Origin of the sequence: Collinsella sp. AM10-26, assembly GCF_003472525.1 — a bacterium.
Classification (GTDB): Bacteria; Actinomycetota; Coriobacteriia; order Coriobacteriales; family Coriobacteriaceae; genus Collinsella.
In genome coordinates this window covers 38193-64126 of sequence record NZ_QRMC01000007.1, presented here as the reverse complement: position 1 = coordinate 64126, position 25934 = coordinate 38193, and the positions used below count along the sequence as shown (strand labels likewise).

Sequence of the window (25934 nt, the reverse complement as noted above, 5' to 3'; positions counted from 1 at the left end):
CATGCAGATTCCGCTTATCCTTCCTCAGATTGTCGCGCTCGACGTCGTCTTTGCCCTAGCGGCATGCCTGCAGACCATTCACGTTCCGCTCATCGCGTCGCGGCGCTCGTCCTATAACCGCAAGGTGATTTGCGCCTACGAGGCGAGCCTTGTGCTTCACCTGATGATTTCGGCGCTCATCTTATTCGCGTCGTCTGGCTCGTATCTGGTGGCGCCGCTTGACGTTTGCGCCAGGGCAATGGGCGGAGTGCTGTGGCTCAATGCCGCGATCTTTGCCTATGGCGTGGTCCTTATGGTGCACTATCGTCGCCCTGTCATGCTGGCCGAGCTGCTGCTTGTTGTCGCCGTTACACCGCCGGTGGTTTTTGCCATGGGCTCGGCGTGGGCCGTTGTCCTTATCGCAGAGGGAGCGTTCTTCCTGTTCCGCTCCATCGCGGCGCTTTTGATGGACGTCCGTAACCGCCAGGAGGACATCACCGCGTTCTCGACGATTGAAACTATCAACGTGATTCCCGTGGGCATTCTGTATCTAGACCCGAGGGGCCATCCGCTGCTCATGAACCGCTGCATGCGCAAAAACCTGGTGGAGCTTCATATGCCCACCGACCTAGGCGATATGAGCGGTACATGGAACGACCTGCGCAAACTCAGTATGCAAATGCCCGAAAGCAGCCAGAGCCGCGTGCGCATCAATTTAGACCGCTTTGGTGAGGCGCGCGTTGTGGTCGAGGTTTCTCCCGCCGAGATTCGCCTGTTTGTGTGCGATGACGTTATGGTCTCGGGCCGTTCGTTCGAGCGCATAATCGGTCTGGATGTGACAGAGTATGCGCATGCGCATGACCGCCTGGCGCAGGCCAACCACCTGCTTGCGCTTGCGGGCAAAGAGCTCCAGGCTCAGATCGAAGAAGTCAAAAAAGTTGCCGACAACGCGGCTTATCTGCGCATGCGTGCCCGCGTTCACGATGTGATCGGCCAGCGCCTGTCTATCCTCCATCGCTATCTGGAGGAGGGGCGTTTGGACGACGAGTCGCTCGAGCAGATTGACCCGTTGCTGCGCTCAATCGCCGCCGATCTGCGCCGTGGCGGTGCCGGCGAGCCTTCGGAGCAGCTGGGCGATATCGTCCACGCCTTCGGCCTGGTGAGCGTGCAGATCGATGTCGAGGGTGCACTGCCCCAGGATGCACGTGTCGCCGCAGCATTCTTGCAGATTATCCGCGAAGCCTCGACCAATGCTACCAAGCATGCGCAGGCACATCAGGTCCGCGTGCGCCTGTGGCAGGAGGGGACGGATGCTGGTGCCGTCGCGCACATGACTATTTCTAACGACGGGTCCCCAGTCCCCGTATCGTATCGCGAAGGAACGGGTATCCCAGGTATGAGGCGTGTCGCGCAAGATCTGGGCGGCAGCTTGGAAGTCCGCCCCGCCCCGCCCTTTACGCTTGCGGTATCCATTCCGCTGCACTCCAACGCCACGGTCCAAAGGAGAAGCTCATGATCCGCGTGCTCATCGTCGAAGACCAGGCCATCTTGCGCGAGAGTCTCGCACGCTCCGTTGGCGACCAGTCCGATATGACCGTTGTCGCCGCGATAGCCGATGCTTCCGAAGCCCTCGATGTCGTGCTCAAGGAGCGCCCGGACATGATACTGATGGACGTGTGCACCGAGCACGATTCCAATGGCATCGTGGCGGCAGCGCGTATTAAAGAGGAACTGCCCGAGTGCCGTGTCATCATTATGACGGGTATGCCCGAGATCACCTTTGTCGATCAGGCGCGCGAGGCGGGCGTCGATAGCTTTGTGTACAAGAATGTCGGTATCGACGAGCTGTTTGGCGTGATGCGCTCCACGCTGGCGGGCTACTGCACGTTTCCCAAACCGCCCGAGAGCATTTTCTCGGGCACGGCGGCCCTCGATGATGTTGAGCTGTCGATTTTGCGCCTTGCCTGCGAGGGCAAGAGCCGTCGCGAGATTGCGGGCGAGCTGTTTATGAGCGAGGGCACCGTCAAGCGCCGCATCTCGGAGATTCTGAGCAAGACCGGCTACGACAATATCATGCGCCTGGCCGTGCATGCGGTGACCGAGGGCAGCATCGTCCCCAATATGGAGCGTCCATAATCGATGCTCTCGACCGCGCTTCGACGCTAAAAAGCAGGCCGCCCGCCGCATCGCACCTGGAATCGGCGGGCGGCCTGTTTGCGTGGGCAGATCGTTGCGACGCAAAGCGACGGGGCCGCAGGATCATTTCCTGCGGCCCCGTCTGGTACGCGCGCGGGTTTGTCCGCCAATCCGCGGCTGTCGATGTCTGTCGCTACGCGATGGTTGCGCTGTAGGAAGCGACGTCCTCGTAGGAATCGGTCAGGTAGGCGTCGATGCCGATGGTCGTGTTGACTAGGCTGTCGAAGCTGTCAAGCGTGCCGTTCGAGAAGGTGAACTCTTCGGTGGCGTTGGTGCCGGGCATCAGGTGGGCCGAGAACCAGGCTTCCTTCATGGTGCCGTTGACGTTTGTCTTGCCGGTGGGGGCGTAGAAGGTCAGGTCCTTGTCGCTCTTGTTGACGATGTTGACGACAAAGCCGATGTCGCCCCAGTCGTCCTGGAACTTCTCGGTGATGGTGATGGTGCACAGGTCGTCATCGGCGACAGTGACGGCGGGGTAGATTTCGACGCGCTGGACATCGCCGTCTTCGACGGCCTCCTCGACTTCCTCTTCCTTCTCGGCGGCCTCGCGATCCTTCTTCACGGTACCGGACAGGTCCTTATCGGACTTGCTAAAGATGAGCTTGTCCTCGCCGTCCTCAAGGACAAGCTTGCCGTCCTCGAGCTTCACGTCGGTCGTCTCCTTGTCGACGGTGATACTCGCGGTGGTAGCGTCCTTGGCCTCCCACTTTAGGTCGGAAACTTCGGAGAACAAATCGAGGCTGCCCGTGCCGTCTTCGTCCAGGACCAAGATGCAGCTGATGCCCCATTCCTCGAACATATCCATATACTCATCGGTCAGCTCTTCGCCCTCCGTGGTTCCACCCGAGAGCTTCCAGCTGCCGACAAAGTTGGCCTTGGGGTCTTTGCCGCCGCTGCAGCCCGTGAGGGCAAAGACGAGCGCCAAGACGCATGTCAGAAATGCGAGTGCGGACTTTTTGAACGTTGTCTTCATAGTGTCCTCCTTCTTGTGTGAAAACCCATAGAAGCAAATGCGGGGGTGGCGGATCCCCCGCCAATTACCAGATAAAGGGGTTAGGGCCTAGGCGTTCCGCAGTTGCTGCAGAACTTGCCGCCGTTTTCGCTACCGCAGTTGGGGCAGAACCACTTGGCCGGCGCCGGGGCGGGTGCGGGACTGCCGCACTCGGAGCAGAACTTGCCGGTGTTGGTGGCGCCGCAGCTGCAGGTCCACGTGCCGGCCGCAGGTGCGGCGGGAGCCGGTGCGGGAGCGGGTGCCGGAGCCGGCTGCGGGGCGGTCTGCTGCTGCGCCTGGCCGGCGGCGAACAGCTGGCTGGCGTTCATGCCGCCCATGCCACCTGCCATGCCCATGCCCATAAAGCCTGCCATCGCGCCGTTGGGGTTGGCCGCCGCGGCACGCATCGCGTCGCTCTGGGCGCTGGCGATGTTGGCGGCCGCCATGGTGGGGTCGCGCATGACCGCTGCCTTCTGCAGATCCTTGATCATCTGCTCGTCTTCTTGCGAGGCGGCGATGGAGTTAACGCCAAAGCTCACGATCTCGACGCCGCGCAGGTCACGCCAGTCGGCAGAGAGAACCTCGTTGAGCGCGCGGGCGAGCTCGGTGGTGTGGCCGGGGATGGCGCTGTAGCGGATGCCCATCTCCGAGATCTTGGCAAAGGCGGGCTGCAAGGCGGTGAGCAGCTCGGACTTAAGCTGGCTGTCGATCTTGTCGCGCGTGTAACTATCGGTCACGTTGCCGCATACGTTGGTGTAGAACAGCAGCGGGTTGGTGATGCGGTACGAATACTCGCCGTTGCAGCGCACGGAGATGTCGACGTCCAGGCCAATGTTGTTGTCGACCACGCGGAAGGGTACGGGCGAGGCGGTGCCGTACTTGTTGCCGATGATCTCCTTGGTGTTGATGAAGTAGACGCGCTGGTCCTTGCCCGCGTCGCCGCCAAAGGTAAAGCGGCTGCCGATATTGGCGAAGGTCTCCTTGATGGAATCGCCCAGGTTGCCGCTAAAGACGCTCGGCTCGCTGCCGGTGTCGAAGACGAACTCACCGGGCTCCAGCGCGACTTCGATGATCTTGCCGTTTTGCACCACGAGCATGCCCTGGCCGTCGTTGACGGCGATGACCGAGCCGTTGGAGATGACGTTGTCCTCGCCGCGCGTGTTGGAGCTGCGGCCACCGGTACGTTTGCTGCCCTTGCAGGCCAAGACGTCAGCAGGCATCGATTCGCAGTAGATAAATTCCTTCCACTGGTCGGCCATGACGCCGCCGGCAGCTCCCAATCCAGCTTTCAAGAGTCCCATGGTGATCTTCCTTTCTCGTCAAAGGCCGGGTGGTATTGGTTGGATTGCTTAGTCGTCCTTGTCGTCTTTCATGACAACGGTGGTCTCGGTGTGGCTGAAGGTGTCGTGCTTCTCGGTCAGGTCGAGCTCGCCGCAGTACTCGTCGGCGTGGGTGGCCTCGTTGGCCGTCTTGAGCTGGCCTACCAGTAGCACGTCTCCGATAATCACGATGATCAGCGGCGCGATGATGTTGATGAGGATGCCTTCGATGTCAAAGGTGAGGTAATTCGGATCGAAGGCGTTCTCACCCATAAAGAGAATCTGGGAGAGGATAAATCCAATCACAAAGAACAGCACCGAGGCAACAGCGAGCTTGGGCTTGGAGCAGGGAAGCTCGCCGACCATGCGGCCGGTCTGGCCGTTCATGGCAAACAGGTAGCGCTTGCCGTTCCATGAGGTGGAAAGCATCCAGACGGGGAACAGAGCGTAGTCACTGTCTTCCCAGGTGTAATCGAGCTGCTTGCTTTCGACCGTGGCGTCGTCATATTCGTCGACGACAGTCTCACGCAGGGCCGAGACCGTGCTTTCTTCCATACGGCGCTCGGCGCGCGCCTTACAGGCCTCGCAATCCTCGTCGTAGCGGTTGGCGATGTAACCGGGCATGTAGGCGACCGAGAACGGACGCAGAGCCTCGTAATCAAACGGCTCGATGGCATCCATATGGCCGTCGGGCATCTTGGTCGATCCGTCAACGGGCACGCGCTCAAACGAGATATTGCCCTTGCGGTATGCGTCGTAGTGGTCGATGGTCGTCACCGTGCGGTCGGATTCCTCGCGCACGGTCTCATTGGTCGCATCAAAGCGCACTTCGCCGTCCACGCGGGCGCCGTAGAGCCAAAACGGCACGTAGACGCCTTGAACCTCGTCGATGTGGTTGCCGGTGACAAAGCTCTTGGGTAGCAAGATCTTGCCCTTGTAATGCTCCTTGAGCGCCGCCAGCGCGTCGTCGCGCTCGAGCTTAAACGGAATCACCAGGTCGGGGGAGAAGTCTCCCGAGAGCTGGCCGGGTGCCACGGCGGAGTTGCCGCAGTAGGGACAGGTGGTAACGGCGACCGTGCCGTCCGAGACCAGCTCGGCGCCGCACGACGAGCAGATATAGCCGGCGTTTTGGGCAAGCTCCTGTACCGCGGCGTCGACAGCGGGCTTGGACGCCGTGGCCGCGGCGTCGGCTTTGGCATCCGCCTTGCCCTGGCGCTCGCGATAGAGAGCCTCGACCTCTTCGACTTCAAAGCGCGAATCGCAGTAGTCGCAGACGAGCTTTTGCTCGGCGCTGGCAAAGTGAAGGGGGCCGCCACACGCAGGGCACTGATAGTTGACGCTCTCGAAGGCCATGATCGGTCCTTTCTGCGCCGGGGACTATGCGCCGATGGCGCCGCCGCAGTATTCGCAGCGCCCACTGGCATCGGGAATCGTGGTTGCACCACAGAAGGGACAGGTGACTGCAGTCTTGGGAGCCTTGGCGGCCGCGACGCTATCGCGCGTCTCCTGGCGCAGCTGCACCAGCGCGTCGCGGACTTCGGTTGCCTGGCGCTTGGCCTCGCGGTACTCAACGGATCCGCGCTGCTCGATGGTGGAGTCGTTCACGCGCAGGCCGATCTCGGTAAAGTACGGCGTGTTGACGTGGATGGTCAGGTTAAAGTCGTAATCCAGGTCGTAGCGCGGCGGGTCGTAGCTCTTGCGCTCGCCGTCCTTGGTCTCGCGATAGACCTCGGTGCGATGCTCGTCGATGTCCATGTCGCAGCCGAGTACCTGCGAGAACTCGATGATGTCGGGGTTGGCGTCGCGCCAGCGGCTCTGCGAGGTAATGATCAGCTGGCCCGCGTCCTCGTCGAGCATGATGTTGGTGCGTCCGGCAGAAAGCGTGCGCGTGGGGTTGAACGACGCCAGGCGTTCGGCATTGGCCTCGCGGTAGGCGAGCTGCTCGCGGATGTCGTCTGCGGTGCTGGAGCGCCAGCCGCTAAAGAAGGGGGAGAGCCTGCCGGCGCACTCTTTGCACAGGTAGCCTTCGTTGATCTTGGTCTTTCCCAAAAGACCCAGCTCGGTACCGCAAATCGCGCATTCTTTCTTCTCGAACATCTTGTCAAAGAAGCCCATGGCTGCCTCCCATCAACTGGTAGCGTGTGTCACTTTTGATGATGGGTGAGTGCGCGGCTTTTCACGATACCCAGGCGGCTCAAGAAGTCTCCACAACTGGGACACATGGCCCATTTTGGGCAGTCATCGGGGACGTTCTTAAACGACTAGTCGCCGGGGACACTCTTTGCCAAAGGGTGGCACTTGGGGACGTTCCTTTCTGCCGGCACCTGGGGACACTCCTTGTGGGGGGCTCTTCTCGAGAGACAGGTTGGTTATGGCCCCACCCGCTGTCGGAAATTCGATCAACGCTTTCTAAAAATGTTCAATAGAGGTCAATTCCAATTGAGATTATGTTGAAATATATAAATACTCAATTGGAATTTTGCAGTTATCCCAGTTAAAATAGGAAAAGGGAGGCAAGTTATGCTCAAGCGTAAAATAATCGAGAAAATTGAAAGCTGGAAACAGACTAAAACCGGGCAGGGACTGCTTATTACCGGTGCTCGACAAGTTGGCAAAACAAGCGCTGTCGAGCAGTTCGCCCGTGACAACTATAGAAGCTTCCTGAAAATCGACTTCGTGGAGAGACCCGACGCGGTCGAGCTCATAGGGGAGGCAAGGAGCCTCGATGACCTCATTGTGAGAATCACCGCACTGGCTTCATCGCCCATCGCTTCGGATACAAAGACGCTTCTGTTTTTTGATGAGGTGCAGCGTTGCGGAGACGCCATCACCTGGATGCGTTATCTTGCGCAAGACGATCGTTTCGATGTCATTTACTCCGGCTCCATGCTCGGGATTGAGGCGTTCCATTTTCGGTCGTTGCCGGTAGGTACTATCGATATCCTCGAGATGTTTCCCATGGATTTCGAGGAATTCTCCTGGGCTCTGGGAGTCGACGAATCATTATGGGATGTCGTTCGTGCCTGTTATCGCAAACGGGAACAAGTGCCTCCGTTTATTCATGAACGGTTGATCGAGACGTATTATCGGTATGTCCTTGTGGGTGGCATGCCTGAGGCCGTTCAGCTGTTCGTCTCAACTCATGATACACAGGCGATGCGCGCTCGTCAGCAGGGCATTCTCGAAGCATATCGCGCAGATATCGCACGGTACGCCGAAGCCCCCGCGCATGCTCAACGGATCAGGACGATCTACGATGCCATGCCCGCGCAGCTCAATAAAGAGAACAAGCGCTTTCTCGTTACCGGGATAGACAAGCGGAAACGATTTTTGGATTTGCAGCCTGATTTTGACTGGCTTGTTAATGCGGGCGTTGCGATCCCGGTTAAGAGGGTGAGCGAGCCCATGTTCCCCTTGGGTCTCTCGCGGGAAGACAGTTTTTTCAAGTTCTACCTGAGCGATGTGGGGCTGCTGTTCTCTACTTTTTCTCCCGCTGATGTCGAGGCCATTGTTGCGCAGCGGGAATCGATCAACTTTGGGCAGGCTTTTGAGAATGCGGTCGCCCAGGAGCTGCGCGCATGCGGCTACTCTTCGTTGTTCTACTTTAACGCGGCCAAGGTTGGAGAAGTCGATTTTATTATCGAGGATAAGCGGAGCCCCGTCGTTTTGCCTATCGAGGTCAAATCGGGTAGGTACAGCACAAAGCACGTTGCCCTCGATCGCCTGATGAGCGTTGAAAACTATGGATTGGCTCGGGCGGTCGTGCTTCACCGGGACAACGTGGTGGATGGAAAGGCGATATTGTATTTGCCCCTATATATGGCGGGCCTGCTAAAAGAAATGCCATAGATGAAGGGTTGAGAGCTCTAGGGTAGTCATTGGGGACGTTCTTAAACGACTGGTCGCCGGGGACACTCTTTGCCGAGCAAGCAGTCCACGTCGTGCTCCTTCTGGGACAGACGGCTCAAAAACGCTGCACGCCGTGGACTACTGGGGTCAAATTCGCGGCATTTCGAGCTTGGCTTCGTTATCGGGACTGATTCTTTATTAAAATTGAAATCCAAACAGTTGAGCGGCGGGGGGGGGGATTCATGAGAGGCATGGGAGACACAGCCGCATACTTACGTCGGGGCATTCGGGAGATTATATGCCTAGCGCTGTTCTATTTTACGTATTTGGCTGGCGAGTATCTTTTTGACGTGCGCGTTGCCGAGTTTGTGCCGCCGAGCGAGGTCGTTGTCTACGAGAGCTTCATCGTCGGCGCGAGCGCAATCGGCTTTCTTGTGCGTCCCCTTCTGTACTACCGCCGTCCCCGTGCGATCGATACGACAAGCGACATCGCGGGCGTGTTGCCGGCATCGGCGTTGCTGCTGTTGATGATGGCGGCTCAATTTGAGATGCTCATTGCCGGCGGGTTGCTGACGTTCTGCACACTGGGCTACTGCGGATCGACCGCCCATGCCAACTTTGCGCGACGCTTTGCACGGACGCCGTATTTGGCGCGCGTGTTGGCACTTTCGTATGCTTTGGGCGTTTTGCTGCAGGTGCTCAACCATATGGTGATGCCTGCGGGGATTCCGCAGCAGTTTGTTCTTGTTGCCTGTGCGGTTGCGCAGGTGGTACTGCTCCACAACGTCCGTCGCGCCAAGCTACACGGTGAGCCTGAGGTTGGGCGCGAGTCCGATATCGCCGAGCTTTCGGTGGATGCGTCGGAATTTGGCGCCAAGTGGCAAGACGATTCTGAATCAACGGCGGCTTTTCGGCGCGCCGTGGTGCGTCTGACGGTCGCAACCGCCTGCCTTACCGGTGTGTTTGCCGCCCTCAATGCAGGGCTCACGACCTCGCATGCCGCCGGGGCCATCGATTTGGGCGATTGGCCGCGCCTGTTGATGGCGGCGAGCGCTCTAGCTGCCGGCGCCTTGTTTGACCTGCACGGTCGTTCGTATATGAACATCACCATGACTTGCACTGCCATGTTGTCCACGCTTTCGTTCTTTGTCTTGCTCGTCGACGGCAATGGCGGCAATGTGCTTGCGGCCATGGCGATTTTCTATCTGGGTTCGGGCTTCTTCGTGGTGTTTTTTACGACGAAATTTGCTGCCATTTCGGTTTATGCGCACTGGTCGTATCTGTGGCCGTGCATGGGTCGTGTCATCAGCAACATTTGCGCGATGCTCGTGACGGCGCCGGCGGTGGCGATTATCTCGAGCCAGAACGTGCTGCTGGCGGTGGGTGCGGTGCTCGTACTGTTTGTGGGCATTGCGATTTCGCTGCTGGGACAGTTTGGGCATCGGGCAGATGACGCTGCGGTGCCCGGCGAGCTGGCGTTTGCTGCCGATGATCTTGGCGCGGATCGCGCGTCTGCTCAGAGCGAGCCCGCTTCCGCGGAGGTGCCGGAGCTCACGCTCGACGAACGTCTCCATGCCTTTGTCGCCGCCTTTGAGCTTACAGAGCGCGAGCGCGATATTTTGGAGGCCTTGGTCGCATCGCACGAGAGCGTTCAGGATATCGCTGCAACGCTCTTCCTTTCGCGCTCTACGCTCTACCGTCATATCGCCTCAATCAACAAAAAGACCGGTGCCGCCTCGCGCGTGGCCCTCATTAACTTCTTCTGGTCCTGGACGCCTCAAGACTAGCTAATTTGGGACGGGGCTTTTTTAGCTGTTTTGGGCCGCTGCGGCCAGCAGGGGTGGGTCGCGACGGCCCAGACATTCTTGACGATGGTGCCGGCAACGCTACAGCAGCTCGCCGTGGCGGGCGATGTAGCGGCGCTTGGCCAGCTGGGTGAGCGCGATGTAGGAGCCGACGATGCCGATGAGCAGCGCGAAGAAGCTCGTTGGCAGCGGCATGAGCCCCAGTGCATCGGCGATGGGGCTTGCCGGCAGCCAAGTGACGAGCGCCAGGCCCAGCACGGTGAGAACGCACAGCGCGGGCGCGGCGTGGTCGCGCGGGCTCGGCAGGCGCGGGGAGCGCAGCATGTGGATCACGAGCGTCTGCGACCACATGGACTCAACGAACCAGCCACTCTGGAAGAGCGCCGCAAAGGTCGCCATACCCGCGACGTCGCCCGCGGCGGCAAGCTCGGACCAGCTTGCGCCCACGGCGGCGGGGCACACCACAAAGAAGAGCGCGGCGAAGGTCACGATGTCAAACAGCGAGCTCACGGGGCCCAGCTCGAGCATAAAGCCCTTGATGGACGCAGCGTCCCAAGCGCGCGGGCGGGCAGTCCAGGCGTTGTCGACGGTGTCCCACGGCAGTGCGATGCACACGATCTCGTAGACCAGCGACAGCAGCACCAGCTGCAGAGCGCTCATGGGCAAAAACGGCAAGAACAGGCTCGCAGCGGTTACGGACAGCACGTTGCCAAAGTTGGAGCTCACCGTGGTCTTGAGGTACTTGAGCAGGTTGCCGTAGGTGCGGCGGCCTTCGATGATGCCGCGCTCGAGCACGCCCAGGTCCTTTTGGAGCAAGATGATATCGGCGGATTCCTTGGCGATATCGACGGCGGAGTCGACCGAGATGCCGCAGTCGCTCGCACGCATCGCGGCGGCGTCGTTGATGCCGTCGCCCATAAAGCCCACGGTGTGGCCGAGCAACTCGCGCATGACGCGCACCAGGCGCGCCTTCTGCAGCGGCGAGAGCTTGGCGAAGAGGTGGGTGTTCTCGGCGCGCTCGGCAAGCTCGGCGTCGTCGAGCGCATCGATCTCGGAGCCCAGCAAGACGTTGCTCGCGTCGATGCCGATCTGCTCGCAGACGGTGGCGGCGACACGGTCATTGTCGCCGGTCAGGACCTTAACGGCGACGCCCTTGGCCTCGAGGGTGGCGACGGCGCCCGCGGCACTTGCTTTGGGCGGATCGAGGAAGGCCAAAAAGCCCATCAGCACCATGTCGCACTCGTCGGCGATGCCAAACTCGCCCACGCAGCGCGGATTGGTCTTTTGCGCCACGGCGATCACGCGCAGGCCCTCGGCATTGAGTTCGGCGACTTGCTTGCGAATCTGGGCGAGCTTATCCTCGCTGAGCGGCTGGGCGACACAGTCAACCTCGACAAAGGAGCAAATCTCGAGCATTTCCTCGGCAGCTCCCTTGGTAACCATCTGGGTTTTGCCCTGGGCGTCGGCGACGACTACGCTCAGGCGACGGCGTGAGAAATCGAAGGGCACCTCGTCGACCTTGGTATAGCGGTCGCGCAGGCTCTGGCCCAGCATGGAATCGGGCTCCATGCTCGAGGGCGTCACGCCGGCACGGTCGATGACGGCCAGGTCGATAAGGTTCTTGAGGCCGGTCTGGAAAAAGCTGTTCAAAAACGCATGGCGCAGCACGCGTGCGTCTTCGTTGCCGTCGATGTTGAGATAGCGCTCGAGCACGATGCGGTCTTCGGTGAGGGTGCCGGTCTTGTCGCAGCACAGGACGTCCATCGCGCCGAGGTTTTGGATCGCCGGCAGCTCCTTGACGATAACTTGGCGACGGGCGAGGTCCTTGGCGCCCTGCGACAGGCTCGTGGTCACGATGACGGGAAGCATCTGCGGCGTGATGCCCACGGCTACGCTCGTGGCGAACAGCAGCGCGTCGATGACGTTGCCCTTGGTAGCGGCGTTGATGGCAAAGACGGCCGGCGCCATAACGAGCATGAGGCGCACGAGCAGCATAGAGACGCTCGAGACACCGCGGTCAAACGCGCTCTTCTCGCCGCGCCCGTTGAGCATCTTGGCGATGCCGCCCAGGTAGGTGTCCGAGCCGGTGGCAACGACAAGCGCCATGGCAGTGCCGTTTTGCACGGAGGTGCCGGTAAAGACGATGTTCTTGCAGGCAGAGAGCGGCAGTGCGGAGCTGTCGGCGCCCTCGACGATCGTTGTGGCAGCGGTCTTCTCGACGGCCTCGCTCTCGCCGGTGAGCGCGGACTCGATCACAAACAGGTCGCGCGCGGTGATGATGCGGGCGTCGGCCGGCACCATATCGCCGGCAGAGAGGCGAATCACATCGCCGGGGACGAGCTCGTCAAAGGGGATCTCGAGGCGCTCGCCGCCGCGCAGGGCGCAGCAGGTGTTGGAGACCAGGTCCTTGAGGGCCTCGGCCGCATTGCCGCCGCGGGCTTCCTGGATAAACTTCATGCCGCCCGATACCAGCAGCATGATGCCGATGACGATGACCGTGGAGGGATCGCGCTGCGGCTCGGGCACGGCGAGCACGTCGATGTAGAGCGAGACCAGCGCGAGCGCGGCGAGGATGCCGGCGAAGGGATCGATGAATGCGTCGGCGATGCGGCGGGCGAGCGTCTTGGTCGGCGCCTCGATGGTGTTGGGGCCGGCGGCGTCCAGGCGCTCGGCGGCGTGCTCGGCAGTGAGCCCGTCGGCCGTGGCGTCGAGCAGCACGAGGGCGTCATCGGCGCTATGGGTGGCGGCGAATATGGTGTTCTTGGCAAGGCCGGTGTGAGCGGCAGGGCGCGCCGTGCGGCGGCGCTTGGAGATGGCTTCGAGTACCGTGGCGGTTTTGAGCATCAGCATAGGGTCCTTCTTGTTGAAGGGAGTTAGCGTACGTGTCGTATTTGCTTCAAAAAAACCTAGATGTCGCTCACGTCATGCTTGCGAGCCACCACAAAGGGGACAGGCACCTTTGTGGTGGTTTTGACGATCGGCTATTGGTGCTTATGCGTGTGCGGAGTCCTCGCGGCGTGCCGAGGGCGGCATGCAGGTTTTTCGACTATGACTGCCTTCCATGGCACACCTCCTTATGGACGGGCGCAGCGCGCTTTGGGTATCTCGTACCCGTTTTAATCCGCCCGTATTCTTGATGAGGGGGTTTGACATGTCAACCCCCATTGTTCGGAAAACCGTTGCCCCCGACAAAGCCTTTACAGAATGCCGTGGCCTCAAAGCGCGCCCGCATCGACGCTTCGCCTGCGCTAAACTGGAAGGCACGTACGCGATTACGAGAGGAGCCCGCATGGAGGCTTACAAGCAAGAGTTCATCAAGTTTATGGTCGAGTCCGACGTTCTTAAATTCGGCAGCTTTACGCTCAAGAGCGGCCGTCAATCCCCGTTCTTTATGAACGCCGGCGCTTACGTGACGGGCTACCAGCTCAAGAAGCTGGGCGAGTATTACGCCCAGGCTATCCACGATAACTTTGGCGACGACTTTGATGTGCTGTTTGGGCCGGCCTACAAGGGTATTCCGCTGGCCGTCGTGACCGCGATTGCCTACCACGAGCTGTACGGCAAGGAGGTCAAGTACTGCTGCGACCGCAAGGAGGCCAAGGACCACGGCGCCGATAAGGGCAACCTGCTGGGCTATGAGCCCCAGGACGGCGACCGCGTGGTCATGGTCGAGGACGTCACCACCAGCGGTAAGTCCATCGACGAGACCTATCCCAAGGTCAAGGCTGCTGCCGATGTCGAGATCAAGGGCCTGATCGTGTCCCTCAACCGCATGGAGGTCGGCAAGGGTGGCGTGACCACCGCGCAGAAGGAGATCGAGGCCAAGTACGGTTTCCCCGTCGCGAGCATCGTCTCCATGGCCGAGGTCGTCGAGACCCTCTACAACCACGAGATCGACGGTAAGGTCGTCATCGACGACGAGCTCAAGACCGCCATCGACGCCTACTACGAGCAGTACGGAGTTCGTTAGTTACGCGGGTTTACCAACCCGCGTAACCACTTGACGCTGCAAACCCGCCAGAGCGGCAATCTGCCTTTCAACTTCGGCGGCATGACCAGAAGGTCAATGCCGCCTCGTTTCAAGGCACCTTGCTCGCTCTGGCGGGTTTTCGCTGTCGTTGCCAAAACATCGGCGGTGCCGTTGCCGTGGGGGTACTCATTGGGGACGTACTTAAATGAGTGCCCGCAGAGTGAGAGTGGATAATCTCCCGTTTTTGGTCTGTTTGCGGGCTCAAAGTGGGAGATTATCCACTCTCGTCATTTGAGTGTCCAAAAATCCTCGCTCGGCGAACAGGCGGCACTTGGGGACGTTCCTTTTGTGCCGGCGCCTGGGGACACTCCTTGCCGAATGTGGGCGCCGTCGGTTGCTACGCGACGGTGATGGCGACCTGGGCGTAGCGGCTGCAGGGGCGCTCGGCGCGTGTCTGCACGGTGAGGGTGAGCACGAAGCGATCGCCGGGCCGTGCGTCGGCGGGCACGACGAAAGTGGTGTCCGGCGTGCATTCTTGCCACAGCGACAGGTCTTGGGCGCCCGCATAGCTCGACGGGTCCACGGCGACATCCCAATGCGCATCGAAGCCCTTGTCGTCGGGGTCGACGATGGTCGCTGCAAGGGCGACGCGTTCGCCGGCTGTAGCGCTGCGATCGGCCGCAGCTTCGACAACATGCGCCGGATGCGAGCAAGCTGCCGGATCATGGGTGCACCATTGCGCGCGGGCGGCAAAGTCTTCCTGATAGGCGCGCAGGTAGGGATTGGGGTTGTCGTCTGCAGGCGTGCTGATGGCGGCAAAATCGGTGGGTGCGCCTGCATGGGGGCGCCCATCATGAAACATGCTGCCGAGTAGCGTATCGAAGTCGGGGTCGTCGATACCGCGCAGGCCAAACGGCAGCAGCGGAATATAGGTCATGCTGTCGCCTTCGGCCATAAAGTCGCCGCGCTCAAACTGCATCGCGGGCATGCCCTCCAGGCCCCAATCCAGACGGGCATGCTTGCCAAACTGAAAGCGCTCGGGCTCGTTTTCGTAGACCTTGCCATCGCCATAGAGCATATAGCGCGCCATGAGGGGGCCGTTGCCCTGCGTGAGATTCTGCTCGGGCCAAGGGGCCTTAAATAGCGGCAGCGTATCGGGCTGAGCCGTCTTGGCGTCGATATAGCCGCCGTACCTATAGGGCACGCGCCAAAAGACGAGCTCGGGAAAGATTTCGCGTCCATGGTCGAGCCATGAGTTGTCCTGTCCTACGCCATCGGCAACACCCATCACGCGCACCTTCTGATGGACCCTCTGCTGCACGGCGGGCCACTCGGGTGTGTTCTGCCATTGTTCGGCGATGGACATGAGGGCGCGAACGATAGTGTTCATACCGCCCCAGGAAAGGAGCCACAGCGCGCGGGGGTCATCATCCATGATGGCGTTGGCGATGACGCGCGAACCGGGCGTTTCCTCGCGTACGTCGCCCTCAAAGGCGGCGTTGCCCATATAGGTGCGCTCGATCATCTGAGCGGGCGTGGGGAAGGACGGCTCGCCGGCGGCAGCGGCATTGGCCTGCAGCTGCGGCCAGGCCTGGGCATACTCGTTGCTCCACAGGCTTTCGATCCAACCCTCGGGGAATGGGCGGTACTCCATGAGCGAGCCAGCTTCGGGGTCGGGCTCGTGCGGAACGACGTCCCAGGTATAGGAGCGCACGCCTTTGGTCCGCCAATGCGGATTCACCTCGCCCAGCGTATGGACACCATCGCCAAGAAAGTGATATTGCGAAGCCGTGTACACCACAGCCTGAACATCGAGCATATTGAGATACAGAGCCAAATGAACCAGAGAGTTCATATCATCGACTTCCATATCGGTGGTAACAATCACCCGAGTCAAATTCTGAGACATAGGAACAACTCCAACCAAGATTTTTTTTCAGCCAGTTACGCGCAAGGCAAGACGGGACGCACGCCCCCATCGCCACCAACCCGGTGGTCCGCCGGAAGCGCCCGGCCAGCGTTTCGAACAACGTTAACTCAGGGTGCCCCGCCCTTTAGTTTTGTGAACATTCCGCAGCGCGGGCCCGTTTATCCGATGCTCCGAAGGAGCAGGGTGAACGGGCCCATGCGCGAGGACGTTCACAAAACTAAAGGGCGGGGCACCCGATGGAATGGTTACCTCGAAACCCTGGCCGACCACTCCCAGCAGCCCACCGGCTCGCCGTCGATGAGTACGTTGCCCCCGTCGAAGTCTTGATAACACAGGTCGTTGAACTGGTGGATCCACACGCCGTGATTGAACGTCTTCTTGGCCGAGCCGTCGGCCTCACGGTACACGCCGGTCAGGTCCTCGACATGGCTAAAGTAGGTGAGGTGCACGTTGGCGTCGGCATCACGCAGGCGCGCCGTGAGCGGCAGCACCGTCTGCTGCGGGCACACGAGCTCGTCGCCCTTGGAGTGCGTAAACCACAGCGGCGTCTTGGAGAGTGCGGCCACGTCCTCGTCCGTGGCGTTGTACCACGGCGCGCAGCAGGGAAGGCCCGCGGCGAAGAAATCGGGGTAGTCGGCGCACAGGCGCAGGGTCATAAAGCCGCCGTTGGAAAGGCCGGCGACCACGATGCGATCGGTGTCGATGCGGTCGGCATGCTCGGCGACAAACTCGTCGATGAGCGCCTTGAGCACGGGGGAGTAGATGCTCTGGTTGGAGCGACCGAGCTGCTCGACGCCGTTGTCCATCCAAAACGTGGGCGACTGCGGCACAAGAACCCAGGCAAAGCCGCCAAAGTAGCGCTGAATCTGCTTTTGCGAGAGCGCTGTCACGCGGTTGCCGGTGTAGGCACGCGTTGCGCCCTCGCCCTGTGTGGCGCCCTTGCCCTCGCCGGCGCCGTGCAGGTACACGATCAGCGGCGCCTTCTCGACGGCGGGCGTGTCCTTGGGCGCAAACGGGTTGAAAAGCGCGGAGTCAGCGGGCTCAAAGCTCGGCTCAAAATAGCCGTACTCGAGCGCGATGCCGTCGACGGGCGTCTGCTGCACGGCGTTATGCCAGCCCTTGAGCGCGGGGCAGATGTCGCCGCGGCTGCGATCGAAGACGAGGCCCGCGGTGGGGTCATCGCCGTCTTCGCCCGGGAGGGCCACAAGCTGCGTCACGCGCAGGTGGTTCTCTATATAGCGCGAACCCAGCACGCCACCCTCGATCTCTTTGGTGAGACGCACCTCGGGCGTCTCGAGCGCTACGTGTGTGCCCTTGGGCAGGCGCTGACCGTTCTCATCGCAGGGGTAGGCGGCGAGCACCGGCACGTAGCCCACGGAGGGCGCCGCGTGATCGGCCCCGTGCTCCTTGCGCATCAGGACCTCGCCCGTGCGCTCATGGCGGGCACAGTAGATATTGAACGTGTGCTCGTTCACGTCGTTGGCGCGCACAACGCACGGCAGGTCGAGCACCACTTTGTTGATCCAGGGGCCAAAATCGCCCAGCGTGGTGACGGTTGCGTAGGTACACGATTTGAGTTCCATGAGCTACTCCTTTGTGCCGCAAGTACTAAACAAGGGCGGCAATACAGACTAAACATGTTTAGTTTAATGCAGAACTGTAGGATGAGCAGATGAACTCGGTAAACGGTAAAACTGAACACGCAATGAACTACTAAACATATGTTTACTATTAACTAGCAGGACTATTGTTGATGAGCTAGCTCGTTACAAAGGTGTTTATCAAAATAAAAGCCCACGTAAATAGCCATATATCAATATCGGTCAAATAGACGATCTTCTACCGTCTAAATACGCTTACCCCCGATTTCCTACCGTTCACCGGACTCCAGACGGCAAAATTGCCACAAATCAGGCACTCCGTGTAAACTAAAGCCCGTAAACGTTCAGTAAACAAATTGTTTACGACAGCGTATCCAAGGGTTCGGCAACCGTAAGGGGTTATAGTCGCCGAGCCAAAGGCGTGCTTACACAAGCGAGTAGGCACACGAAGATATGGGGAGGGGTCCCATGGCAGTAGATAACAAGCAGATTGCCACCGATGTCCTCGAGCTCGTGGGCGGTGCGGAGAATGTTACCGTCGCCACCAACTGCATGACGCGCTTGCGTCTGACGCTCAAGGATAACAGCAAGGCCGACGTGGAGAAGATCAAGAAGGTCAAGGGTGTTCTGGGTTGCCAGTTCGCCGGCAGCCAGCTCCAGGTCATCATCGGCCAGAACGTGCCCAAGGTGCTCACCGAGTTCGTCGCCATCTCCGGCGTCAAGCAGGGTGCCGCCGTTGACGAGAATCTCGATGCTCCCAAGGAGAAGTTCGAGCTCAAGAACCTGCCCAACATCATCCTCGACTATCTGTCGGGCTCCATGACCCAGCTGATCCCGCTGCTCATGGCCGGCGGTCTGTTCCGCACCATCGCGGCTGTCCTTGGCCCCACCATGCTGGGCGTTTTTTCGGACACGGACCCGACTTATACGTTCCTCTACACCACACTGTATGAGGCCACGTTTACGTTTATCCCGATCTACCTGGGTTATGCTGCGGCTAAGAAGCTCGGCGCCAGCCCCGTTCTCGGCATGCTTCTCGGCGGTGCCCTTATGGCCCCGTCCGTGGTGAGCGTCGCCACCCAGGAGGGCGGCGGAATCATCTCGGTCTACGGCATCCAGATCGCCGCTGCCAACTATCAGCAGTCCGTCCTGCCGATCATCCTTTCGGTGCCGGTCCTCTACTTCATCGAGAAGTTCTTTAAGAAGGTCATGCCCGACGTGCTCTCCACGGTCTTCACGCCGTTCTGCACCATGATCGTCACGATTCCCATTGCTTTTATCGTCCTCGCTCCGATCGGCAACGAGCTCGGCAGCCTCATCGCCAACATTCTTTTCGGGCTTGCTGACCTTGGCGGCATCGGTATCCTGATCGTGATGGCCATCCTCGGCGCCTTCTGGCAGCTCTTCGTGGTCTGCGGTATGCACATGCCCGTTATCCTGCTCGCTCAGGTGCAGATCATCGCTGCTGGCTACGATCCCTTCGTCTTTGTTTCCACTAACTGCGCTATGGCCGCTGTCTGGGGCTGCGCCTTCGGTGCCTTCCTCAAGATGAAGAACGCTGACGAGAAGAGTCTTGCCCTGGGCTACGTCATCTCCGCCATCGCCGGCGGCGTCACCGAGCCCGCGCTCTTCGGTATCCTCATGCGCTTCCGCCGCACCATGCTCGGCATGTTCATCGGCGGTGCCATCGGCGCTGTGTTCTCGGGCCTCATGGGCGTCACCTATTACCTCGCAGGCGGTGCCTCCAACTTCCTGGTCTTCACCAACTATCTGCAAGGTGGCCAGATGAACACCGTCTGGGCTATCGTCGGTATGGCAATCTCCTTTGCTATTGCCGCTGCCGTCGTCTTTGTCACCGGCTTCTCCAAGGAGGAGCTCGCCGAGATGGAGGCCTAGTCGCCCCAGCCTTGGTCTAAATAAGACCCCCTACACGACAGGGCTCCGCTTGGCATAAGCCCGGCGGGGCCTTCCTGTAGACTTTTTAGGAGAGACGTAAGGGCCCTGTGCTTCGCGTGCGTTCAATTTGAGCTGAGCAACTGCAGCCGCAGACCCTACTGTGATAATGCGGCAGGCGACTTCTTTACCTCCCTCCTAGCAAGTCTCCCCAAGAGAAAGGTGCCATATGAGCTTGGGAAAACTGACCGTCAATACCCGTGAGGACGGGTTCCTCTGCGACGGCAAACCATTCTTTTGGTTTGCCGATACGTGCTGGAGTGCCTTTACGAGCATCACCGAGAACGATTGGGACTACTACCTCACCCGCCGTGCCGAGCAGGGTATGAACGTACTGCAGATCAACACCCTTCCGCAGTGGGACCGCTGCCTGCCCGACCTGGGCATTTGGCCCTATGCGAGCGAGGACGGCGTGCACTTTGATTGGAGTGCACCCAACCAGGAGTACTGGGACCGCGCCCGCCGCATGTGCCAGGCAGCCGTGGAGCACGGCATTCGCCCGGCGCTCGTGCTCATGTGGTGCAACTACGTGCCCGGTACCTGGGGCTCCGTGATCGCCGAGCGCCTGGGTGCCGAGGTCATGCCGCGCGAGGAGGTTCGCGCCCACGTTGCCCGCGTCGTCGAGAACCTGGGCGAGTTCGACCCCGTCTACGTGGTGACAGGCGACACCGACTTTAAGACCGACGAGGCTATCGCCTATTACGGGGATGCACTCGACGAGGTCACCAAGCTGGCTCCCGAGTCCTTGCACACCATGCATATCAACCGTGGCAACCGCGCCCTGCCCGAGCAGTTTGCCGATCGCTTGGACTTCTACATGTTCCAGCCCGGCCACAACTATAGCGGTCAGGAGGAAGCTTGGAAGCTGCCCGAGGATTTTCGCGCGCAGTATCCCAAAAAGCCGATGGTCAATTCCGAGCCCTGCTACGAGCAAATGGGCGCGAGCCGCAACGTGTACTGGCGTTTTACCGCGCAGGATTGTCGCGCGAGTGTTTGGTCGAGCATTCTGGCCGGTGCCAGTGCCGGCATTACCTACGGTGCGCACGGCGTGTGGAACTGGCAGACCTCTCAGAGCCGTGGCAGCGTCCTTGGCGAGGGCTTTGACATGCCGTTCCGCTGGCAAGAGTGCCTGCAGTTTGCGGGCGTGTGGGACTTTGGGCTGATCGAGCACGTGCTGCGCGGCCTGGGTGCCACGAGCGCGGATGGGGCGGTAGCTGTTGAACCCGCGCAGGAGCTGCTCGACGATGCACGCGAAGCCATCCGTGTGGCGCGCGTGGGCGAACGCGTGGTGGTCTATCTGCCGAGGACCACGGCCGTCAAGCTCAAACTCGAGGGCGGCACCACCGCCTGGAATGCTGTGGCGTTTGACCTAGAGAACAAGCGCGTGGCAAACCTGCCCGTCAAGGATGCCGATGGCGAGGTTCGCGTGGCCCAGCACCCCTTTGAGCACGACGCGCTCCTGGTGGTCTCGCCCGCTCAGTAGCGCGCGGTTCCAACGCGACCAGCGGCAAAAGGGCCCGAGTAACGACTACAGAATGAGGGTGGATAATCTCCCGTTTTTGGCCTGTGCGCAGGCTCAAAGTGGGAGATTATCCACCCTCGTCATTTAAGTGTCCAAAAATCCTCTCTCGTTTTATTTGAGCCCGGGCAGCTTGGTAAAGGGGAAGGACTGCTCGAGGAACTCGGAGCAGCGGGCGTAATCTTTGGCAAAGTAGCTGCTGTAGAGCGAATCGAGCACGTATTGCACGGCGATGTGACTGGCAAACTGCGTGATGCGGTGGCTCAGGCTCTCGATATCGCTCACGGTGAGATAGGCGGCAAAGCCGGGGTGAATGCGGGCACAGTATGGCGTGCCGATGACGATGACCGGGACATGTCGACTGCAGAGGATCGGCAAGATCTCCTTGAGGTTGGGGGCAAGGCCGCTGTAGGAGATGACGATTGCCGTATGGCCGGGGCCCGAGGCGAGCGCCGTGCGCACTTGGGCCTCGATATTGTCGTAGCACGTCGAGCTCTTACCGGCGGAAAGCAGGCGATCGCGGAACATTCCCGCCGGATACAGGTTATGCGAGCCCGTGTAGATGTCCACGGTGTCGGCGCGTAAGACGAGCTTGGCGGCGTAGTCGAGCTGTGCCGGGTCGAGGATTTCGCGCGTCTCGGAAAGCGTGGTCTCGTACAGTCGCGCCATGCGCTCGGAGATCTCCTGGGCGCTGGAGGTCGCATCAAAGGGAAAGTTGATATCCACCTCGGGGGCGGAGTCTGCGCGCGAGGCTGCGCGCATCAGCTCGACCTTGAGTTCTTTGAAGCCCTCGAGGCCGAGCTTTTTGCAAAAGCGGTGGATGCTCGCAACGGAGACATTGGCCTGGCGCGCAAATTCCTTAATGGAGAGCCCGCGGACGTCCTCGCCCATGGCAAGAACCATTTGCCCGAGCTGCTGCTCGGTGGGGGTGAGCTCCTTGCCTTGGGTGATTTTGCGCTTGATGTCCATATGACTCCTATGCGTTCGTATCGCGATGTATCAATCATAGCGGTAAACAAAACGCCCGGCTTGGCTGGGGAGAGCAAGCCGGGCGTCCCGTAAGGGGCCGTTACCCGAGCAAGCGGACGGGGCCGAGCAGGCCACTGGGCTCGGAGGGTTCGGTGAGGGCGAAGATGTCGGGGATGGCGTGGTCGAGGGTGTTGATCACATCGATTGTGAGCGCATGTTCGCCGGCGGCAAGGGTGCCGAGCTCAAAGCGGTAGGGCGGACAGATGCGGCAGCCCAGATCCGCGCCGTCAAGCGTGATCGTGGCGGCCTCAAAGACCTCGCCCAGGTCGAGCGCGGCGCCGGCGAGGTTCTCAGTAACGGCAAAGCTTGCCTGGTAGCGGAAGATGCCCGCTTTGCCGGGGAATTCGGCGCAGGAAAGATCGTGCAGGTCGTCAAGCTCGACGGGCTCGCCAAAGGCCGGGTGCGTGGTATCGGCGCCGGGCGTGGCAAAGGAGACGTTCCAGGGGCCGTCAACGCGCGTGACCTCACGCTCGGCATCGGAGCCTCCGCGCTCGTCGGCAGCGGGCGCCTCGGTCCCGAGCACCACAATGCAGCTCTCGTAGGGCGCGAGCTCAAGCGTGCCGTCAAAGGCGACGGGTGCGCTGCCGTTGAGCAAATCGAGGCGCACGCCGTGCACGGGCGCGCCGTCAGCGAGCTCAACATGCGTGTGAATGCCCTGCTTGGGATGCTCGTTTACCAGCATGAGGTAGCTCTCGTCGGCGCGGTCGTAGCGAAGCGCGCGCAGCCACGGCTGCGGATCGGTGCACGCCACGGTCTGCATGCCAGCTGCGGCGAGCACGCTCGCAAGCTCAGAAGTGGCAACAACGCGCACGCCTGCAAGCTCGTTGGCCTCCACAGGGGCAAAGCCCGCGCGGCTGGCAGCTTCGCCGTCATAGCGCTTGCTCGGCAGCTTATCCAGGGCATATACGCCAACGCCTGCGGCCGCAGCGCGCGCGGCAAAGTTGAGTACGGCCCCGCCGGCATATTCGGCGCCGGGCATCACCAGGCAGCGGTACGCCTGGCCGTTCACGCTAAAGCCGCTGCCGTCTGCGGCGAACTCCACGACGTAGCGCTCGGTATCTTCAAACGCCTCGGCCGGCACGATATCGAAATCGATCTGCGCACGCACAAGCTCGGCGGCGGCATGCTGCATAAACGAGGCCTCGCCCGCCCACTCGGCGTCGGCGTGGTACAGAAGCGCCACCGGTGTGACGGCTCGTCCACCCGAAAGCAGGCTCGAGGTGCGGTTCATGTAGCTCATAAGCTTGCCAAAGTGCGCAAACTGGGGGTTCTGACCGTGCGCGTAGAAGTGCGGCGGGCAGTCGAAGTCGGGGAAGGCTGCCATGCTAAAGGCATGCGGCACAAACCAGTTGACGCCGCGCACCATAAAGTGGTCGGCGATCCATTTCATCTCGCGCAGGCCCTCGTGCCAGCCAAAAGCGCCAAACACCTCGGCCATGCAGCGGCCCTGCTTTTTGGGGTCGAGATGCGCTGCCGAGGAGCCCAGCTTGGGCAGCGCGTAGTTGTAGAACTCCAGGTCCCACACGCCGCGGCCGTAGGAGTGGAGCCCTTGGTCCATGCCGGGGATGAGCTGGTTGATCACGATGTCCACGCCCGCCATGTCCTGGCCGCCCACGGCGCGGAAGTAGTGGCCGGCGCCCACACCCAGGCGCGCGTGGCAATCCTTGTCCTCGATCACGTGGCCGATATACTGCACGCCGTGCGCGCGGCACCAGTCGCCGAGCTGGTCGCAGAAGCACTCCTTGTAGAGCGTGCTCGCAATGTCCATGTACACGTGGCGCACGTGCGCGCCGGCGTCCTTGCGATCCCACAGATGCGGGAGCTCGTCCAGGTAGCGCTCGCCCAGCGCCGCGCGCAGGCGGCGCTCGAGCTCAGCCGACCAGGGCAGGGGCGCGGTGGCCTTACCGATGAGCGTGTCGGAGATACCATCGGCGCCGGTGACGCCCTTCTCGTTGGCAAAGCCGGGTTCATCGGAGAAAAAGCCCAGGATGGTCTCGCCAAACTCATCGCCCAGATGCGCAAAGTGCGGCTCGTACACGGCATCGATGAGCTGCGCCACCGAGGCACGGTCGACCATGTTGATGTGGTCCTCGTTGTAGGAGGTCTTGCCGCTCGTGAACATCACGCACGCCTGCGTAATGCCGGCCGGTGCGTCAAAGACCAAGCGGCAGGGCATGCCGTGCTCGTCCTCGATTACGCGGTGCTCCACCTCGACGGCGCACCCCTCCTGCATAAACGTAACGCCATAGAAGCGCTCCGTCTTGTCGAACATGTTGGTGAGCACGATGCTCGCCTGCGGCGTGGGGCCCACCACGTCGATGGTGCGGTGGGTGAGAACGACCTTGCGGAGCTCGGGCGCCGCCTTCTTGACGGCGCCGTTGGCGTATCCGGTGGGAAAGTGTGCGTCGTCCAAGATCCAGATCTTGAGGCCCAGCTGCTTACACGTGTCGATCACAAAGCGCAGGTCGCGCCACCAGCCCTCACCGCAAAAATCGGGATGCGGGCGACTCTCGAGGCAGACCTCGTGGATATCGGCGCCGGCAATCTTCTCCAGATACTCGGCAATGGTCTGTTGGCTCTCGCCCTTCATCCACAAAAACGGGAGCACGTGGTTGTCGTAGGTACCGTTGAGCACCTGCTGGTAGTACGCGGTCATGGATCCTCCTTGCAAGCCGATGGTGGGCAGCGTATGTTGCATGACTCCATTCTGGCGTGCGGGCGGCGGCGTGCTAATATCCAAATCACGGCAGAATATGACCGAATCAACGATTGGCGGGGCCATGGAGATCTTGGAGCTCGAGCGCCGGCTGAGCGAGCTGAGCACCAGCGAGAGACGATATAGGGACGAGGCTCCCTTTGACTGGTCGATCATGACCGAGCGCGTTGAGGTCGATGGGCGGTCGGTGCGAAAGATCGGACAGATGGGGGCGGAATATGCTCAGGCCGGAATGCCAGCTGGCCTGATGATTAGGAGAAACTCGCGCTTTAACGCGGTACCCGAGCATGTGCACGACTACGTTGAGATCAGCTATGTGTACCGGGGGCGCTGTCCGCAGACGGTTGCGGGGGAGGAACTCGTGCTCGAGCGCAACGAGGTGCTGCTGCTCGATGCCGCCTGCCCGCATGCGGTGGCGGCGCTCGGCGAGGAAGACATCATGCTAAGTATGACCGTTTCACGCACCTTTTTACAGCGCAGCCTCGAGGCGAGCCTCTCGCGCGAGAGCGCGGTATCGCGGTTTTTGTTCAACGCGCTCAACAGCGAGACCGACCATCGCGGGCACGTGCGCTTTCGCTGCGGGGAGAGTCGGCGCGTGCGACGCTACATGCAGGAGATGCTCTGCGAACACTACGAGCCGAGCCTCAACAGCGCCGAGATCGTTCTGCGCCTGTTTCAGCTCCTGTTGGCCGAGCTCATGGATTGCTACGAGCGCGAGCTCGTGCGCGGCGCGGCGGCGGGGCGCGATGAGTCGGGGCGCGCGGCCTCGCTCGTGGCAGGGATGCTCGGCTATATCGAGCGTTCGTTTGCCGCCTGCTCGCTCGAGGAGATGGCGGCACGCTTTCATGTGAGCCCCAACTACGCGTCGGCGCTGCTCAAGCAGCATGTGGGAAAGACCTATCGGCAGCTGGTCCAGGAGCGCAGACTCGCGCGTGCCGCGGAGCTCTTGCGCGCGGGCGTTACGGCCGAGACGGCGGCGCGTGCCGTCGGCTACGAGAACATGAGCTTTTTCTACCGCAAGTTCCGCGCCGCCTACGGCTGCACCCCGGCAACATACCGTGGATGAGTAAGACGGAA

17 protein-coding genes are annotated in these 25934 nt (G+C 61.0%); 8 read left to right on the top strand and 9 right to left on the bottom strand.

The genetic code is table 11. The annotated features are described in order from the left end of the window. The first annotated feature begins 1 nt into the window (after window position 1). Together DW123_RS07510 and DW123_RS07505 are read left to right on the top strand one after the other, a co-directional pair. A complete protein-coding gene (locus tag DW123_RS07510; RefSeq protein ID WP_118273256.1) occupies window positions 2-1495 on the top strand; it encodes a sensor histidine kinase in 1494 nt (497 codons plus the stop codon). Next, window positions 1492-2115 carry a response regulator transcription factor gene (locus DW123_RS07505; protein ID WP_118273255.1) on the top strand — a complete coding sequence of 208 codons (624 nt, stop codon included), beginning with the start codon at window positions 1492-1494 and terminating at the stop codon, window positions 2113-2115. The genes DW123_RS07510 and DW123_RS07505 overlap by 4 nt, the downstream gene beginning before the upstream one ends. Before the next feature lie 193 nt (window positions 2116-2308). Here DW123_RS07505 and DW123_RS07500 read toward each other — a convergent pair whose 3' ends face one another. The 4 genes from DW123_RS07500 to DW123_RS07485 all read right to left on the bottom strand — a co-directional run bounded on the left by DW123_RS07500 (window position 2309) and on the right by DW123_RS07485 (window position 6600). Continuing rightward, complete coding sequence (locus tag DW123_RS07500; RefSeq protein ID WP_118273254.1) at window positions 2309-3148, bottom strand: hypothetical protein; 840 nt, start codon at window positions 3146-3148, stop codon at window positions 2309-2311. 80 nt (window positions 3149-3228) lie between these two features. Then, window positions 3229-4467, bottom strand: a complete 1239-nt coding sequence (locus DW123_RS07495) for an SPFH domain-containing protein (protein ID WP_117793912.1) — start codon at window positions 4465-4467, stop codon at window positions 3229-3231. Window positions 4468-4515: 48 nt separating this feature from the next. Further along, window positions 4516-5838, bottom strand: coding sequence for a hypothetical protein (locus tag DW123_RS07490; RefSeq protein ID WP_118273253.1), 1323 nt, complete (start codon window positions 5836-5838; stop codon window positions 4516-4518). Between the two features lie 24 nt (window positions 5839-5862). After that, the gene (locus tag DW123_RS07485) at window positions 5863-6600 is read right to left on the bottom strand and encodes a DUF4428 domain-containing protein (protein ID WP_118273252.1); all 738 of its coding nucleotides are present in this window, start codon (window positions 6598-6600) and stop codon (window positions 5863-5865) included. Window positions 6601-7005: 405 nt separating this feature from the next. On the opposite strand from DW123_RS07485, the gene DW123_RS07480 reads away from it, so the two are divergent. Together DW123_RS07480 and DW123_RS07475 are read left to right on the top strand one after the other, a co-directional pair. Then, window positions 7006-8334, top strand: a complete 1329-nt coding sequence (locus DW123_RS07480) for an ATP-binding protein (RefSeq protein WP_117735655.1) — start codon at window positions 7006-7008, stop codon at window positions 8332-8334. Between the two features lie 242 nt (window positions 8335-8576). Further along, window positions 8577-10121 carry a helix-turn-helix domain-containing protein gene (locus DW123_RS07475; RefSeq protein ID WP_118273251.1) on the top strand — a complete coding sequence of 515 codons (1545 nt, stop codon included), beginning with the start codon at window positions 8577-8579 and terminating at the stop codon, window positions 10119-10121. Window positions 10122-10220: 99 nt separating this feature from the next. Here the strand turns inward: DW123_RS07475 and mgtA are convergent, their stop codons facing one another. Continuing rightward, window positions 10221-12989 (bottom strand): magnesium-translocating P-type ATPase, encoded by a 2769-nt coding sequence (gene mgtA, locus DW123_RS07470; protein ID WP_118273250.1) that lies wholly within the window; start codon window positions 12987-12989, stop codon window positions 10221-10223. 439 nt (window positions 12990-13428) lie between these two features. On the opposite strand from mgtA, the gene pyrE reads away from it, so the two are divergent. Beyond that, on the top strand, window positions 13429-14109 hold the full coding sequence (gene pyrE / locus DW123_RS07465) for an orotate phosphoribosyltransferase (protein WP_117640525.1): 681 nt from the start codon (window positions 13429-13431) through the stop codon (window positions 14107-14109). 397 nt (window positions 14110-14506) lie between these two features. Here pyrE and DW123_RS07460 read toward each other — a convergent pair whose 3' ends face one another. After that, on the bottom strand, window positions 14507-16018 hold the full coding sequence (locus DW123_RS07460) for a nucleoside hydrolase-like domain-containing protein (RefSeq protein WP_118273249.1): 1512 nt from the start codon (window positions 16016-16018) through the stop codon (window positions 14507-14509). 266 nt (window positions 16019-16284) lie between these two features. Next, window positions 16285-17622 (bottom strand): prolyl oligopeptidase family serine peptidase, encoded by a 1338-nt coding sequence (locus DW123_RS07455; RefSeq protein ID WP_118273248.1) that lies wholly within the window; start codon window positions 17620-17622, stop codon window positions 16285-16287. Between the two features lie 486 nt (window positions 17623-18108). On the opposite strand from DW123_RS07455, the gene DW123_RS07450 reads away from it, so the two are divergent. Then, window positions 18109-19536: a PTS transporter subunit EIIC gene (locus DW123_RS07450; protein WP_118273247.1), complete on the top strand. Its 1428-nt coding sequence runs from the start codon at window positions 18109-18111 to the stop codon at window positions 19534-19536. A gap of 226 nt (window positions 19537-19762) precedes the next feature. Then, on the top strand, window positions 19763-21076 hold the full coding sequence (locus DW123_RS07445; protein ID WP_118273246.1) for a DUF4038 domain-containing protein: 1314 nt from the start codon (window positions 19763-19765) through the stop codon (window positions 21074-21076). Window positions 21077-21226: 150 nt separating this feature from the next. Here the strand turns inward: DW123_RS07445 and DW123_RS07440 are convergent, their stop codons facing one another. Beyond that, window positions 21227-22081 (bottom strand): MurR/RpiR family transcriptional regulator, encoded by an 855-nt coding sequence (locus tag DW123_RS07440; protein WP_118273245.1) that lies wholly within the window; start codon window positions 22079-22081, stop codon window positions 21227-21229. Between the two features lie 100 nt (window positions 22082-22181). Beyond that, window positions 22182-24797 (bottom strand): glycosyl hydrolase, encoded by a 2616-nt coding sequence (locus tag DW123_RS07435; protein WP_158570720.1) that lies wholly within the window; start codon window positions 24795-24797, stop codon window positions 22182-22184. Between the two features lie 97 nt (window positions 24798-24894). Between DW123_RS07435 and DW123_RS09500 the strand changes: the two genes are divergently transcribed. Further along, window positions 24895-25923, top strand: a complete 1029-nt coding sequence (locus DW123_RS09500; protein WP_158570719.1) for an AraC family transcriptional regulator — start codon at window positions 24895-24897, stop codon at window positions 25921-25923. Window positions 25924-25934: the final 11 nt, after the last annotated feature.

What these genes read in the sequence shown, in the direction of transcription:
- DW123_RS07510 (WP_118273256.1), top strand. Translation starts at nt 2, where the DNA reads ATGCAGATTCCGCTTATCCTTCCTCAGATTGTCGCGCTCGACGTCGTC.
- DW123_RS07505 (WP_118273255.1), top strand. Translation starts at nt 1,492, where the DNA reads ATGATCCGCGTGCTCATCGTCGAAGACCAGGCCATCTTGCGCGAGAGT.
- DW123_RS07500 (WP_118273254.1), bottom strand. Translation starts at nt 3,148, where the DNA reads ATGAAGACAACGTTCAAAAAGTCCGCACTCGCATTTCTGACATGCGTC.
- DW123_RS07495 (WP_117793912.1), bottom strand. Translation starts at nt 4,467, where the DNA reads ATGGGACTCTTGAAAGCTGGATTGGGAGCTGCCGGCGGCGTCATGGCC.
- DW123_RS07490 (WP_118273253.1), bottom strand. Translation starts at nt 5,838, where the DNA reads ATGGCCTTCGAGAGCGTCAACTATCAGTGCCCTGCGTGTGGCGGCCCC.
- DW123_RS07485 (WP_118273252.1), bottom strand. Translation starts at nt 6,600, where the DNA reads ATGGGCTTCTTTGACAAGATGTTCGAGAAGAAAGAATGCGCGATTTGC.
- DW123_RS07480 (WP_117735655.1), top strand. Translation starts at nt 7,006, where the DNA reads ATGCTCAAGCGTAAAATAATCGAGAAAATTGAAAGCTGGAAACAGACT.
- DW123_RS07475 (WP_118273251.1), top strand. Translation starts at nt 8,577, where the DNA reads ATGAGAGGCATGGGAGACACAGCCGCATACTTACGTCGGGGCATTCGG.
- mgtA (WP_118273250.1), bottom strand. Translation starts at nt 12,989, where the DNA reads ATGCTGATGCTCAAAACCGCCACGGTACTCGAAGCCATCTCCAAGCGC.
- pyrE (WP_117640525.1), top strand. Translation starts at nt 13,429, where the DNA reads ATGGAGGCTTACAAGCAAGAGTTCATCAAGTTTATGGTCGAGTCCGAC.
- DW123_RS07460 (WP_118273249.1), bottom strand. Translation starts at nt 16,018, where the DNA reads ATGTCTCAGAATTTGACTCGGGTGATTGTTACCACCGATATGGAAGTC.
- DW123_RS07455 (WP_118273248.1), bottom strand. Translation starts at nt 17,622, where the DNA reads ATGGAACTCAAATCGTGTACCTACGCAACCGTCACCACGCTGGGCGAT.
- DW123_RS07450 (WP_118273247.1), top strand. Translation starts at nt 18,109, where the DNA reads ATGGCAGTAGATAACAAGCAGATTGCCACCGATGTCCTCGAGCTCGTG.
- DW123_RS07445 (WP_118273246.1), top strand. Translation starts at nt 19,763, where the DNA reads ATGAGCTTGGGAAAACTGACCGTCAATACCCGTGAGGACGGGTTCCTC.
- DW123_RS07440 (WP_118273245.1), bottom strand. Translation starts at nt 22,081, where the DNA reads ATGGACATCAAGCGCAAAATCACCCAAGGCAAGGAGCTCACCCCCACC.
- DW123_RS07435 (WP_158570720.1), bottom strand. Translation starts at nt 24,797, where the DNA reads ATGACCGCGTACTACCAGCAGGTGCTCAACGGTACCTACGACAACCAC.
- DW123_RS09500 (WP_158570719.1), top strand. Translation starts at nt 24,895, where the DNA reads ATGACCGAATCAACGATTGGCGGGGCCATGGAGATCTTGGAGCTCGAG.